Genomic DNA, 13,901 nt, shown 5'->3' on the forward strand with positions numbered 1-13,901 from the left:
ATTTTTATCTCATTGGTATCTGAACCACAAATAAAGATAGAATATTGAATATAGTATTAGTATTGTAAGGAATAGCCTGTGGGTGTTTTACCTGCAGATAATTATCAGGCCCGAAATTATCTGCCTTTGTTTCAAAGAGTTTCATGGTTTTTAGCCTATTTAAGACTGAGATAAGCGTTTCGTTTTCCTCGTCCTTAAATAAGAGTGGTTATTTTTTTATTCTACAAAAATGTCTGTCCAAAAATATATGGAGTATTGTAATAAAAACGGATATGTTTTTGTGCTTTTTCAATGGTGGTAGGTATTCGTTTTTTATTAACACACTAAATAGTGTCATATTTCTTGAATGCAAATGTAAAAAAATAATTGTAAAAAAAGGAATTATCAGTCGAAATTATCTTAAATATTGTCGATTAAAGCATTTCCTTGATCACATTCACTTAAACAAAACATACGTACAAAATAGTAAAATACTGAAAATCAAATATTTTATTTAAATTCCATGCAAGTATTCAAAAATGATCGTTTTTCATATTCTGACTATAAGATTAAAAATAATCTCTCTTAAAAGATTACCTGAATCGATTGAAAAAAGCCGTCAGGACGAAATTTCCTATCTTTGAAAATCCAATGTTTATGGACATTAATCAATAGTATTACAGATGAAATTTTTACTGGACTTTTTATTCCGTGCTTTACAGCTTTTTGCTGAACCTTATTTTTTGTTATTTCTTGCAGCCGTTACCATCTATCTGCTGAGAAAAAAAACTCAACGTAAAAATCTGAGACTGGGAATCGGTATATCAGTGGTTTTAATCACCATTTTTATAGGGAATGGTTTTCTGGGGAAACTAACCTCGGGATATCTGCAAAAGGATTACATTCATAACGCTGGAATAAAAACCACAGCCACTCAGAATCCTGTTATTGTAGTTCTGGGCGGTGGGATTGTAGATTTTGACCATACAGAAAAGCTGCATACAATGTCTTATTCCAGGCTCGTCACAGCCTATCAATTGTATCATGAATACAAGAAAAATAATCAGCCTTGTACGCTATTAATTTCCGGAAAGGGAAGAGGGCATACCAGTGAAGCAGAATTGTTCAGCGAAAATTTTAAAAAGATGGGAGTACCGGATTCCGACATCATAAAGGAAGATAAAAGCATGAATACGTATCAAAATGCCAAATATTCCAGTGAGATCCTGGCAAAGAAATCGCCCTCCGTGGTATACCTGGTGACTTCAGGTTTTCATATGAAAAGATCTGTTGCTTTGTTTCAGACATTTGGATTAAAACCTGTTCCACAGGCATCAGATTTTATAGATACAGAAATAACCTTATTTCCTAACAGCTATAATGCGGCCTTTACATTTGTTATGCTTAAAGAAATTGTGGGTACAGGACAGGTACAATTATACAATATGCTGGGAATAAATAAGTAGTATAGACTTATTCCAATCATCATAAAACCGGACGCCTGAGCGAGCTCAGGCGTCCGGTTTTATTTCTTAGGATAGTATTTAAACATTTTTGCTAATAATTTTACTTGCACAGTGCAATCAGAAGCTGAAACATACAGCAATGACAAAAAGCCCAAATAAGCCGTGTTTTTCCATCCAGATACTATGCTATCTGCCTGAAAACAGAGGCCATATACGGGCAAATTGTTGTACAGCATAAAATTTCAGAAGCCATCGGTTCTTACATATGAAATACATTGAATTTATGGCCATCTGGATCGGCAAAAACGAATCCGTAATAATGGTCTCCAAAACTTTCAGGTTCTGAAATAATCTTTCCACCGGCATTTCTGACTTCTTCGGCCCACTGATCTGCCTGATCTTCAGACTCAGCGGAAAGGGTGAATATAATTTCATTGGTATCCTGAGGATTGTTAAAGTGTAACATCTTGAGATTGTTTTCAATAACGCTTTTCAGAAAAAAATGGATGATGAATTCATTTCCTGCTACAAAGAAGCTTACCAATTCTTTCGAAATATGAGCCCCGTTGGGCTTGAATCCGAGTTCGGTATAAAATTTCTGTGTTCGGTCCAGATCGGCTACTGCCAGATTGGCCCAGATCATTTTTGGTTTCATAATATTTTATTTTTGGTGAGATAAAATTAGTATCTTTCATTACGATAAAGCTTGTCATGTGGCAAGATTTTGTATTTTTAACGGTGTATGATACTATGGAAGAAACTCTTCAAACATTGGATTCTCATATTCAAAAACTGAGACCGGATTTTTACAGAAATTTACTTAGTCCTTTACAGGATAAAGACATTCAAAGACTTGAAACCCGGTATAATACACGGATTCCTGATGATCTGAAAGCTTTTTATCAATGGAAAAACGGGCAGGAGAGTAGCTGCTATGAGTCTTTTCTGAACAATTCTTTGTTTATTCCTTTAGAAGAGGCACTGGATATTGCAGAAGAGCTTACTTCTATGATAGGCAGTGATTTCGAAATTGAAAACTGGTGGAATGAAGGATGGATTCCAATTTTTCACAATGGAGGTGGAAGTTATATCTGCTATGATCAGAAAGGAATTTTCACAGGAAATCAGGGACAAATTCTTGAGTTTTGGAACCGGGATTCCGACAGAAATGTGATTGCGGGCAGTCTTGAGGAGTTTTTAAACGCTCTAAATGCTTATTATACAATTCGATACAATAAAGAATCAGATGAATTAATCAGTATTGAAACGGACGGGAAAGAATTTCCCAAGCGATTTATTGCTGGGTAATTTAACATAATATATTAATCAAATTTGAGAATAAGCCTACACAAAAATTATAATGAACGAAATTATCTTACATAAAATCAACCGGTTAGGCGGAAATACAGAGGCTGTTAGTCATGACAAAAATTTTGTAGAAAACTGGCAGGCAATACGGTTTAATCATTATTTATACGATAAAGACTGGGATGTCTACGGAATTGATGCATTTTACGAGGAGCATAAAGATCTGTACAAAAATAATTCTGAAAAATTTTACACAGATTTACTGGAACATTATTTTTCAGAGCATGAACGGGCATACGGTCAATATTTTTTCCGGAACTGGATATTTACACCGTTTAAAGAAAATACGGAAGACTATAATGAATTAGACGGCCTTGTAGACGAAGATCACGTAAGAAAAACCGTACAGGGCCCAGAAATGGAATTTATCTGTGTATTGTTTTCTTATGGTTATCCGGATCATTTCTTTGTATGCACTACAGATCCTGATCAATCGAATCCAACGGTGTACAGCACAGATCATGAAATATATTTCGATGAAATCGAAAATAAAGGAAACCTGGAAGTGTTTCTCGACAGGTTTATGACGAAGGAAGAGTTCCGGGAAGTTGTCAGAGGATATCTGGCAGGAAAATTTGGAGAATAACGGATTCTCAGCGATTAGTCTTCTCTCCTGGCCAATATTATTTTTTCCTATAATTTATATTATGTTAAATTGAATATGTTTTATGGATTCCTTGATGCCAATTATACTGTCTGCTGTAAGTTTCCTATTCCTGTAAATTTTTGCGCTTATAATTATTTTTAATTGTCTTCCTAATTTTAAGAAATAATATTTTTCCTTACATTTATACGTATCAAGATAACAAACGAAAAAGCACAAAAAATAAAATTATGGAGAAAACACCAGATTCATTACAAACTATTGTATTTGATTTTGACGGAACTTTAGCAGATTCTGCACAATGCGGCGTCATAGCGACCACTGAAGCTTTTAAGTCACATGGATTGCCGGTACCTAAGGATAAAGATATTACAGATTTAATGGGAATCCCAATCGAGACCTCCTTTAAAACATTGGGGGCTGATATTCTGAATGACCAGCAATTTAATGAGCTCTTATCGTCTTTTAGAGAAATCTACAAATCGAATTCAGAGAGCAGTATCGTTTTATTTCCAGGGATTTATGAAATGCTGGACACCATTAAAAAAGACCAAAAGAATGTTGCAATTGTAAGCAGCAAAAAAACAGAGGTACTGAAAAAGAACTGTAAGCAATTGAAAATTGATCACTTTATTGATGTATTTATAGGGTCAGATCTTGTACAGCTTCATAAACCTGCTCCCGAAGGCCTGCATTTAGCTCTTAAGCTAATAAATAACAGCGATTTGGCAAAAGCAATTTATATCGGTGATGCCACTGTAGATATTATGATGGGTACGAGTGCCGGCGTAAAAACCTGTGCCGTTTTATGGGGAGCTCATTCTGAGGAAGAACTGCTTAACTCCAACCCTACTTATATTGCTCCGGATGTTTTTACACTGGAAAATATACTGAAACTCACAAATTAAAATACAATGTAAATAATAATTCCCGTCTTCAAAACACAATCTGAAGACGGGAATTGCTGCTTTTTAATTTAGATACTTTTCTATGGAATTGTTCAGGATTTGTTTTACATTTTTTGTCAGATTCTGGTAACTGTAGAAACCATAAACAGCATCAAATTCCAGCACTTCAAGCCGCTTTTTTATCCTTTTAATTTCCGATACAGGCAACGGCATTCTGTTAGGATAACTGTACATGATGGCAAAGTGTTGTAAGTTAGGAGAAAGATACATGGTGTCACCACACAGCATGGTCCCTTTTTCAGACATATTCTGATGGAGTAAAATACTGCTGCCTGCAAAATGGCCGCCGATATTTATAATTTTAATATCATCCCACAGAGGCATTTCATCTTCTTCCCAAAGCTTAATTCTATTTCCTTTATCACTGATGTACTGCTCATCCTTTTTATGAATGTAGATAGGACATTTGAACTGTTCTGCCCAGTCATTCATATTGCTGTAATAATGAGGATGTGAAATGGCTATAGCCTGTAGACCTCCTATTTCATTAATAAAATCAATCACCTTCTGATCCAGTAAAGGAATGCAGTCCCAAAGAATATTTCCGCTTTCAGAAAGCACCAGAAAAGCCCTCTGCCCTATGGCAAATCTGGGCGTAATGACAATCTCATAAAGATGATCATTGAGTTTTACAATATCGGTGGTATGAGTCGTAAGGATCTGATCGTGGGTTGTCCAGGTCTGTCCTGCAGAAGGAATATATTGTCTTTCTTCATTACAGATTGCACATAATTTTTCCTTGTAATGTTCCGGAAACTGGGTTCCGCATGCTGTACATAATTTTTTCATTGAAGTTGGACTTTGACCGTTTTTTTTCATAAACGATAATAACGGAACTGCTGCTATGGCTAAAGCTGAGCTTTTTAAAAATGTTATTCTGTCCATGATAATTACGGTATTATTGTCCTGTAAAATTGAGCAGAATTCCCGGTGTATGAAATGGATAAAACTTCCTGAGTATTGGACTTTTCGGAAATCATGTATTTTCCTTCTTAAAATCTGAAGGATTCTGAAGTACGTTAGAAGTAAAAAACCTAGTAAAATAGGCATGATCTTCAAAACCTAAATAATAAGCCACTTCCTTTACAGACATATCGGTATATAGTAACATTCTTTTGGCTTCCAGAAGAATTCTTTCTTTTATTAAATCCTGAGCTGTTTTATGACTGATTAATTTGCACACTTTCGATAGTGTTTTGCTGCTTATATTTAATTTTCCAGCGTAGAAACTTACCTGGTGATGCCGGGTAAAATGGTTTTCCAGAAGTTCCTGAAATTGTTTAAACCTCAGGAAACGATGATCTGAAATATCTCCGATATGACAGCTTTTCTTTTTAATCTGATACACTTTAATCAAAAAGGATTTGAGCAAATTCATGATAATAGGGGGCGAAAAAGCATCTCTGCTCTCAGCCTGTCTGCACATCAGCGCAAAAAAATCGGTAACCTCTGTTTTTTCTTCCTCACTCAGGCTGATGACCGGCAATACGTCTATATCATCAAAAACACTGTATTTCAACAGAAATTTTGAAGAAGAACTGTCATTGACAAAAAAGTTATCGTTAAACTTAATAACCCCTCCGCTGGTAGGTGTTTTTTTGTGAATTCTATGCACATTCTTAGGATGCAGCAGGAAAAGACAAGGCCCTGAAAATTCATAGTTTTTAAAATCTATGGTATGTACACCCCTTCCCTTTTCTATCCAGATAATTTCATAATAAGTATGCTGATGACTGTCTATACGATTTAGATTTTTCCTTTCATCGTGATAATAGGAAATATAAAAATTTTCAATAGTATCAGTTTTGAAACTCTCTTTTTCGTTATAAACTGTAATTTGCTTTTGAGTTTTCATAAACATCCTTATTATTATTTTATATTTTTTATTTGATTAAATGTATAAAAATAGCGTTGAATTTTTATGCCTTTGATCTAAAAATATACGTGGTGACGGTCAGAATACGGTTTCCGGGCACCGCAATCTTTGATTTATCATAATAAATAAGCTCCAAAGTCTGAACCTTGGAGCTTACTAGGTAATCATTCGGAAAACCTATTATGAATTTTACAATACTCTACTTCTTAAGTATTTTAGTGAAAGTACTGTTCCCTTTTAACAGATAATTCCCTGCTGGATATTCTGTAAGATCAATACTGTTGTTTCCTTTACTTAGAGTTATATTTTTAATGATTTTACCCGTGGTATCATATAAATAAGCATTTTCGTTGACAGTAGCCTCAACATTTATCATTCCTGTTGTTGGATTCGGATATGCTTGGTTTTTTAATTGTTTTGAAGCCTCTATTGTTGATAAAACGCATGTAGAATAGTTGTCTCCGGTAATATTAAAACCTTTGTTAACTAATTGGGACCTTGCCATGATGGCTTGCGGTGTAGAATAGATAAGTCCTGTTGCATCTATATTTCCCGCTGTAAGTGTTGAGCTCGCCCATGTAGAATTGTTGTTGAGAGCAATTAAAAAGTTATTATAATTTGTGCATGACAAACCGGAATTTTTAAATCCGAAAAATATTGAACTTCCATTAAAGTTTTGGAGCTGGATATTCCAGGTAGAAATGTCCTGATCAAAATGTACAGCACCATTAAACATATTAAAGCCGGGACCATAATTAACTTTACTTACATCCCAATTTCCAATCGGCTGATTAAAGGATGAAGCACCTTCAAACATATGCTCAAAATCAGTTACTTTACTTGTATCCCAATTATTAAGAGGTTGATTAAAGGATGTGGCATTAGAAAACACATAACGGAAATTAGTAGCATTTGATGTATTCCACGAATTTAACGGCTGGTTGAAAGCTGCAGCACCCGCAAACATAGCGGAGAAATTGGTTCCCGAAGCAGTGTTCCAGCTGGAAATATTTTGATTAAAAGCAGATGTACGAGAAAATACGCTGCTGAAATTAGTTACGTTCGCAGTATTCCAGCTTCCAACATTTTGATTAAACAAAGTGGCTCCGTCAAACATCCCACTCATATTGGTAATGGTGCTGGTATTCCAATTAGAAAACGAATTATTCCCAATTAAAGACGGGCAATTAAAGAACATTTGCGACACATTGTTTATTTGTGTCAGGTTAGGAGTATCCGTAGCCGTTACATTAAGGTTTGGACAGCTCGCAAATCCTCCGTTAAATTGCTGAAGCCAAATAGTATCACCCCATTGACTGACTTCGACAAGTTGCAAATTGGGAAAAGTACCGATTGTGGTTGTACCCGCTCTGAATCCGTAAAACAATCCGCTCCCGTTTGACACCTTCAGCCTGTAGGTGGCCTGAAGAGGACTGGTATTTAAAGATGGACCAAAAGAAATGGTAATAGGACTGTTGCTATTGGATGTGACAGAATTAAGGACTCCACTATGTTGGGGATATCCTATTTCTTCCCATTGAATTGTGTAGCTGGTTCCGGTACCGCCAAATGATATTGCATTGGTGACTGTACCGTTTATATTCGGTTTCCACAAAGTAATAAATTCAGTCTGTGCATAAGAACTGAAAAAAATAAAAAGAAAAATGGTTACTAGTTGTTTTTTATACATAATTTAAAAAATTTCCCAAAAATAAGTGTTATTTTAAAAAACTAAGAAATTAATTTTAGTTTAAACTGAAGTATATGTAAAGCTAAAATTCAGTTCAGGATAATAACTTCCTGTAATTATTGATCTTATCTCTTATACAAAGATATAGATGCACAGCGTCAGAACGTGTCGTAATAAAATTTTTCACGTATTATTTTTACATTCCTGTGAATAAATGGAAAGAGAATATAGGATACTTCTACCCTTTTATGATCTCCGGTTGTTTTACAGTGTTCTACTTCTTGGCAACCCTATCTCATGCTCCTGCGGATAAGGTTTTCTGAAAGTCATGCTTACATCCTCTTTAATCTGCCGGTGAATATCAAATTGTTTTTCTTTATCATACGCATAGCGCGGATCAGGAATCATCGGCATTTTTGCCATCTTATGAATCGTTATTGTTGGAAAATGGAAATCGACCTCTACCGTTCCCAGTAATAAATAGCAGCCACCTCCCTGAAAATCATAATTTTTCAGACTATCCGGAAAATGTGCCGTATCAAAATAATCACCATTCACATCAATCCAGGTTCCGAAATACATGGTTCCTTTTTTGGTGGGAACATGCTTTCTTGCAATGAGATAAGCCAGCATCTTCACCTGTTTTTTATGATACTGCAACAAGTCTTTTACAAAAACAGAACCTCTGTATTTCGTTTGCAGTAAATCAAAAGGACTGCATGAAACCGGAAAACCAATCAGTTCGATTTCATCAAAAGCATCTTCAAATGGCTCTCGTTTCAATTGAGGAAGTTCGAATTCCTTTACAGGTTCCTCAATCAGCATCAGCCCTCTTTGTTCAGGTTTAAAATTTACCAACAACAACCGTGCTTCAACCAGCAGTTCATTTTTAGGTTTTCCGGTACAACGGAATGCACCAATAAAGATCAGTGTCTGAATCGTTTCAATTCCCACAGGAATACGACGGATAAAATCTTCCAGCGATTTATATTTCCCGTTTTGTTCACGGTCTTCAACAATACCATGGGCTACCCTTTTTTCGAGGCCTTCCAGAAGCATAAGCCCCAGATAAATATCCGTTCCTCTCAGGGTTGTCTGGTATTCGCTGGCATTAACGCAGGGCGCCTGAATATTCCCTCCCGACATTTTTGCTTCATGGATGTAAACTTCCGTACGATAAAAACCTCCCTGATTATTGATCACAGAAACCATAAACTCCAACGGATAATATACTTTCAGATAAAGGCTTTGATAACTTTCCACGGCATAAGACGCCGAATGGGCCTTACAGAAAGAATATCCGGCAAATGACTCGATTTGTCTGTAGGCCTCAGCGGTAAGCGCTTCCGAATGTCCCTTTTTTCTGCATTTTTCAAAAAAATTAGCTTTTACCTCCTGAAGTTTTTCAATTGAACGACCTTTTCCGCTCATCGCCCTGCGTAAAATGTCACCGTCGGCCAGAGACAATCCTCCAAAATACTGGGCAATTTTCAGGACATCTTCCTGATATACCATGATCCCGTACGTTTCCTTCAGATGTTCTTCAAATATGGGATGAAAATACTCAAATTGGTCAGGATGATTGTGCCTGAATATGTATTCACGCATCATTCCGCTTTGGGCAACTCCAGGTCTGATAATTGAGGAAGCTGCCACCAGGATTCTGTAATTATTACATTTTAGTCTTCTTAATAATCCCCTCATTGCAGGAGATTCTATATAAAAGCAGCCTATAGTTTTTCCTATCGCCAGATATGCGCTGGCCTTCGGTTCATCTTTGGAAATCCTGGTGTCCCAGATATCAATATCAATCCCTCTTGTTTTTTTTATCAGATCTACGGTGTCTTTAATGGTTCCAAGTCCTCGTTGAGACAGAATATCAAGCTTTTCCATTTTGATGTCTTCCGCCACATTCATATCAAACTGAGCAATCGGAAACCCTTTAGGTGGCATTTCTAATGCAGTATAATGGGTAATAGGCTCTTCCGAAATAAGGATCCCGCAGGCATGCATGCTTCTTTGGTTAGGAAATTTTTCCAATAACTTACCGTATTTCTCGACTAATTTTACCACAGAATTCGGATCATGTCTTTCTGCTGATTTGCTGGTCAGATCATCCAGTTCCTCCTTGGGTAAACCAAAAACTTTTCCGACTTCCCTGAAAATTGATTTGTATTTAAATTCTACATTGGTTCCGCAAAAAGCAACATGGTCTTTGCCATATCTATTGAAAATATATTCTAATATAGTATCTCTGTGCTGCCAGCTCCAGTCGATATCAAAATCCGGTGGTACCTGGCGGTTAAGATTCAGAAACCGCTCAAAATAAAGATCAAGTTCCAGAGGACAGATATCTGTAATCCCCAGGCAGTAGCTGACAATAGAATTGGCCCCACTTCCACGTCCTACATGCATAAAACCCACGCTGTTGCTATAGCGGATAATATCCCATGTGATCAGAAAATGGGCACAAAAGTTGAGCTCATCAATAACCTGCAGCTCTTTTTCAACTCTTTCTTTTGCGATGTCGTGATCCTTTCCATAGCGTTTATTTAGCCCCAGATAAGCTAACCTTCTAAGGAGTTTTACATCGGACGCTTTCGATTTTGTATAATATTGTTTGTTCTTTACCTTTTCAAAATCAAATTCAAAGTTACTTTGTTCAAGAATACGTTTTGTATTTTCAATAATCTGTGGGTATCTTTCAAATGCTTTTACAATATGCTGTTCCGGAACAAAATATTCAGATCTGCGGCAAACTTCTCTTTTGGTAAGCTTGGAGAGCAAGGTGTTATGATCAATAGCCCGGAGAATTTTATGCAATTCATACTCTTCAACGGTACTAAAAGTAATGGGATGAAGAACAACCATTTTAGAAATATGTTTTTTATATTCGGGACGTATCAGAAAGTTTAATTCATCTGTCCTGACACCTATACACTCATTGTCTTTCAATCCGGAAGGAATATTGCTCATCGGATAGACAATCCATACATCCTTCAATTCAGGAGCCCTTTCATCCAGCTCTTTACCATTGCAATGATGATCAGTAATGACTTTGTTGATCTCCCCAATTCCTGAGAACTTTCCGGCTATGGCTACATAAAGAAGTTTCCCATCCTTTCTTACTTCAACGCCGGGAATAGGTTTTATCCCTTTGTCTTCACATTGTTTTTTAAATTCATAAATTCCTGTAACGGTATTGATATCAGTAAGTACAAGCTCTTTGATCCCTAAAGCTTGGGCCTGTTCTACTAATACTTTTATGGATAAAGTTCCATAACGAAGACTATGATATGAATGGCAGTTGAGAAACATAATGTATTGATTATAAACTTCTATTTTTCAAAATCGAAGCCGGAAGCCCTTCCTACAGCACCTGCTCCAAATCTGTTTTTGATGGCGTCCATAGTTTGATAGAGGCTCATCTGTTCTTCCGTATCCTCAAAAAGGTTCATCTGGTGATTTCCATGTACCAACCCTGTAAACCGAAGGCCTATCAGGCGAAGTCTCATTCTTCGGGTATAGGCTTTGTTAAAAAGATCAAGGGCAACTCTGGACAATGTATGATCGGCGGATGTGTAGGCTACTTTGCATTGCTTGGTTTCCGTATCAAAATTGGCATATCTTATTTTTACGGTAACCGTAGAAGTCAGCCATTTTTCTTTTCTCAGTTGGTAAGCCAATTGCTCGGCCATTCCTGTCAGTAATCTTTTCAATTCTATAATATCCATCGTATCGGAAGTGAAAGTTCTTTCCGTAGAAATTGATTTTCTTTCCGAATATGGGACAACAGGATTTTCATCAATCCCATTGGCTTTTTTCCAGAGTTCTTTTCCGTTGGCTCCAATCATCTGCTGCAGAACGAGTACCGGCATTTCAGATAAGGTATGAATCGTCCGTATTCCTATTCTTGATAACAATTGAAAGGTCTTATCGCCCACCATTGGGATTTTTTTGATAGATAGAGGATTCAAAAACGGCTGAACTTCCAATTCTTTGATTTCCATCCTTCCTACAGGTTTGGCTTCTCCGGTTCCGATTTTGGATACCGTTTTATTGGTTGACAGTGCAAAGCTTATCGGAAGACCTGCCTCTTTGGTAATGGTCTCGGCTATTTCTTTTGTCCATTGATAGCAGCCAAAAAATTTATCCATCCCGGATAAATCGAGATAAAACTCATCAATACTGGCTTTTTCCATCACAGGAACTTTACTTTGGATAATTTCTGTAACAAGATGTGATAAATTAGAGTACATTTCATGATCCCCTCTGATAACTCTGGCATCAGGACAAAGCCTGAGTGCCATACGGATCGGCATCGCTGAACGCACCCCGAATTTTCTGGCTTCATAGGAACATGAGGCCACTACTCCACGGTCGCCACCTCCTATGATCAGAGGGATTCCGTGAAGCTTTGAGTTATTCAGCCTTTCACAGGATACAAAAAATGTATCCAGGTCCATATGTACAATCGCACGTTCCATGGTACAAATTTAGTTACGTTTTTGAACAAAATTTGTATTTTTGTTGATATTTTTTGTAACAATGTCAATTTTCGCAGATAACATAAGGTTTTTAAGAGGAAAGAAAGAAAAAACCCAACAGGAGCTGGCCGATACTTTAGCCATCACCCGTTCCCGATATGCCTCCTATGAAGATGGAAGATCAGAACCTTCTATTGATCTGATGGTCAGGATTTCTAAGCTTTTCCATGTGAGTATAGACCTCCTGGTCTCGGTAGATATCAGAAAATATCCGGCAAAAGAAATGTCTACACTACCTGATAACAGAGTTATTCTGCCTCTGACAGTAGATTACTCGGGTAATAATATGATAGAAATTGTCTCACAAAAGGCATCTATAGGATATCTGGAAGGCTATCGTGATGTGGAATACATAAAAAGTCTTCAAAGAATTGCTCTCCCCTTTTTAATGCATGGTAAATACAGGGCATTCCCCGCAGGTGATAATTCTATGCCTCCTTTTAAGAAAGGTTCTTATATCGTAGGAAAATATATAGAAAGAACAGAAGATTTGAAATCCGGAAAAACATATGTCTTCATTACAATGAATAACGGGATTATCTACAAACGTTTGATCAACCGGTCAGAAGATAAAGTCCGTGTAAGTGCGGATAATGCATTTTATGAGCCATATGATATTCCTGTTGAGGAGATTATAGAAATATGGCAGTATGCTTCGGGGATCTTTCCTGAAGATTTTGAACCTGAGCATTCGGAGCATACTGATATCAAAGAAATGTTTTTCGAACTTAAAAAAGACATCCGGGAGCTGGAAGATAAAGTTTCCGGAAAAAAGTAAATGATTTAACAATGGAACAGCTTAGTTTATTCAACCCCCAGGACTATTATCAATTTCCGAAAGAATTGCTGGAATATACAGAACATTTTTTAACCGAAACTGAGGCTTCAGAGCTTGTGGAGCTTCTGATGGAAAAAGTTCCGTGGAAACAGAGAACACAGAAAATGTATGACAAAATGGTCTTAACCCCACGTTTAACAGCATGGTATGGCGATGAAAAGAAAACCTACCAGCTGGGCGACAATCGTTTCGTGGCTCATCCATGGTTACCGGAATTACTGGAAATCAAGCATCGTATTGAAAAATCCACAGGATACACTTTCAATTCTGTATTATTAAATTTATATCGGGATAAAAATGATTCCGTAGCCTGGCATCGGGATAAGGAAAGTGAGTTGGGAAACCGTCCCGTCATCGCTTCTGTAAGCCTTGGGCAAACCCGGAATTTTGATTTCAGAAGCGTAGAAGATCATTCCAATAAATACAGCCTGCCTCTTCCGCATGGCTCATTATTGATTATGAAAGGCGATCTTCAGATGAACTGGGAGCATCGGATTGCGAAGTCTGCATGGCCTATGAAACCCCGTATTAATATGACGTTTCGATTGGTCAGATAAAATCCGTT

Annotated in this window: 13 protein-coding genes; 6 read left to right on the forward strand and 7 right to left on the reverse strand. The window is 36.9% G+C overall.

Annotated elements, in window-relative coordinates:
• Positions 1-4: 4 nt before the first annotated feature.
• The gene (locus M030_RS25430) at positions 5-145 is read right to left on the reverse strand and encodes a hypothetical protein (protein WP_155857883.1); all 141 of its coding nucleotides are present in this window, start codon (positions 143-145) and stop codon (positions 5-7) included.
• Between the two features lie 517 nt (positions 146-662).
• On the opposite strand from M030_RS25430, the gene M030_RS0103870 reads away from it, so the two are divergent.
• A complete protein-coding gene (locus M030_RS0103870) occupies positions 663-1,445 on the forward strand; it encodes a YdcF family protein (RefSeq protein ID WP_027372340.1) in 783 nt (260 codons plus the stop codon).
• Between the two features lie 259 nt (positions 1,446-1,704).
• On the opposite strand, the gene M030_RS0103875 is transcribed toward M030_RS0103870, so the two are convergent.
• Positions 1,705-2,100 carry a VOC family protein gene (locus M030_RS0103875; RefSeq protein WP_027372341.1) on the reverse strand — a complete coding sequence of 132 codons (396 nt, stop codon included), beginning with the start codon at positions 2,098-2,100 and terminating at the stop codon, positions 1,705-1,707.
• 56 nt (positions 2,101-2,156) lie between these two features.
• Here M030_RS0103875 and M030_RS0103880 point away from each other — a divergent pair, with 56 nt between their 5' ends.
• The 3 genes from M030_RS0103880 (at position 2,157) to M030_RS0103890 (ending at position 4,325) form a co-directional block, all read left to right on the forward strand.
• Complete coding sequence (locus tag M030_RS0103880; protein ID WP_228375180.1) at positions 2,157-2,753, forward strand: SMI1/KNR4 family protein; 597 nt, start codon at positions 2,157-2,159, stop codon at positions 2,751-2,753.
• Between the two features lie 52 nt (positions 2,754-2,805).
• Complete coding sequence (locus M030_RS0103885) at positions 2,806-3,399, forward strand: hypothetical protein (protein ID WP_027372343.1); 594 nt, start codon at positions 2,806-2,808, stop codon at positions 3,397-3,399.
• Between the two features lie 248 nt (positions 3,400-3,647).
• Complete coding sequence (locus M030_RS0103890; RefSeq protein WP_027372344.1) at positions 3,648-4,325, forward strand: HAD family hydrolase; 678 nt, start codon at positions 3,648-3,650, stop codon at positions 4,323-4,325.
• A gap of 63 nt (positions 4,326-4,388) precedes the next feature.
• Here M030_RS0103890 and M030_RS0103895 read toward each other — a convergent pair whose 3' ends face one another.
• The 5 genes from M030_RS0103895 to dinB all read right to left on the reverse strand — a co-directional run bounded on the left by M030_RS0103895 (position 4,389) and on the right by dinB (position 12,438).
• Complete coding sequence (locus M030_RS0103895; RefSeq protein WP_027372345.1) at positions 4,389-5,174, reverse strand: hypothetical protein; 786 nt, start codon at positions 5,172-5,174, stop codon at positions 4,389-4,391.
• 187 nt (positions 5,175-5,361) lie between these two features.
• Positions 5,362-6,240, reverse strand: coding sequence for a helix-turn-helix domain-containing protein (locus M030_RS0103900; RefSeq protein ID WP_185097378.1), 879 nt, complete (start codon positions 6,238-6,240; stop codon positions 5,362-5,364).
• Between the two features lie 220 nt (positions 6,241-6,460).
• Positions 6,461-7,951: a BspA family leucine-rich repeat surface protein gene (locus M030_RS24865; protein WP_051584874.1), complete on the reverse strand. Its 1,491-nt coding sequence runs from the start codon at positions 7,949-7,951 to the stop codon at positions 6,461-6,463.
• Between the two features lie 264 nt (positions 7,952-8,215).
• Positions 8,216-11,269 carry a DNA polymerase III subunit alpha gene (locus tag M030_RS0103910; protein ID WP_027372347.1) on the reverse strand — a complete coding sequence of 1,018 codons (3,054 nt, stop codon included), beginning with the start codon at positions 11,267-11,269 and terminating at the stop codon, positions 8,216-8,218.
• A gap of 20 nt (positions 11,270-11,289) precedes the next feature.
• The gene (gene dinB / locus M030_RS0103915) at positions 11,290-12,438 is read right to left on the reverse strand and encodes a DNA polymerase IV (RefSeq protein ID WP_027372348.1); all 1,149 of its coding nucleotides are present in this window, start codon (positions 12,436-12,438) and stop codon (positions 11,290-11,292) included.
• Between the two features lie 61 nt (positions 12,439-12,499).
• Here dinB and M030_RS0103920 point away from each other — a divergent pair, with 61 nt between their 5' ends.
• Both M030_RS0103920 and M030_RS0103925 read left to right on the forward strand, forming a co-directional pair.
• Positions 12,500-13,276: a LexA family transcriptional regulator gene (locus tag M030_RS0103920; protein WP_027372349.1), complete on the forward strand. Its 777-nt coding sequence runs from the start codon at positions 12,500-12,502 to the stop codon at positions 13,274-13,276.
• Between the two features lie 11 nt (positions 13,277-13,287).
• Positions 13,288-13,893 carry an alpha-ketoglutarate-dependent dioxygenase AlkB family protein gene (locus M030_RS0103925; RefSeq protein ID WP_027372350.1) on the forward strand — a complete coding sequence of 202 codons (606 nt, stop codon included), beginning with the start codon at positions 13,288-13,290 and terminating at the stop codon, positions 13,891-13,893.
• Positions 13,894-13,901 lie beyond the last annotated feature (8 nt).

The organism is Chryseobacterium sp. UNC8MFCol (assembly GCF_000482305.1).
Taxonomy (GTDB): Bacteria; Bacteroidota; Bacteroidia; order Flavobacteriales; family Weeksellaceae; genus Chryseobacterium; species Chryseobacterium indologenes.

Bases quoted from the DNA above. Each gene is read 5' to 3' on its own strand.
- M030_RS25430 (WP_155857883.1), bottom strand. From the start codon at position 145: ATGAAACTCTTTGAAACAAAGGCAGATAATTTCGGGCCTGATAATTAT.
- M030_RS0103870 (WP_027372340.1), top strand. From the start codon at position 663: ATGAAATTTTTACTGGACTTTTTATTCCGTGCTTTACAGCTTTTTGCT.
- M030_RS0103875 (WP_027372341.1), bottom strand. From the start codon at position 2,100: ATGAAACCAAAAATGATCTGGGCCAATCTGGCAGTAGCCGATCTGGAC.
- M030_RS0103880 (WP_228375180.1), top strand. From the start codon at position 2,157: ATGTGGCAAGATTTTGTATTTTTAACGGTGTATGATACTATGGAAGAA.
- M030_RS0103885 (WP_027372343.1), top strand. From the start codon at position 2,806: ATGAACGAAATTATCTTACATAAAATCAACCGGTTAGGCGGAAATACA.
- M030_RS0103890 (WP_027372344.1), top strand. From the start codon at position 3,648: ATGGAGAAAACACCAGATTCATTACAAACTATTGTATTTGATTTTGAC.
- M030_RS0103895 (WP_027372345.1), bottom strand. From the start codon at position 5,174: ATGAAAAAATTATGTACAGCATGCGGAACCCAGTTTCCGGAACATTAC.
- M030_RS0103900 (WP_185097378.1), bottom strand. From the start codon at position 6,240: ATGAAAACTCAAAAGCAAATTACAGTTTATAACGAAAAAGAGAGTTTC.
- M030_RS24865 (WP_051584874.1), bottom strand. From the start codon at position 7,951: ATGTATAAAAAACAACTAGTAACCATTTTTCTTTTTATTTTTTTCAGT.
- M030_RS0103910 (WP_027372347.1), bottom strand. From the start codon at position 11,269: ATGTTTCTCAACTGCCATTCATATCATAGTCTTCGTTATGGAACTTTA.
- dinB (WP_027372348.1), bottom strand. From the start codon at position 12,438: ATGGAACGTGCGATTGTACATATGGACCTGGATACATTTTTTGTATCC.
- M030_RS0103920 (WP_027372349.1), top strand. From the start codon at position 12,500: ATGTCAATTTTCGCAGATAACATAAGGTTTTTAAGAGGAAAGAAAGAA.
- M030_RS0103925 (WP_027372350.1), top strand. From the start codon at position 13,288: ATGGAACAGCTTAGTTTATTCAACCCCCAGGACTATTATCAATTTCCG.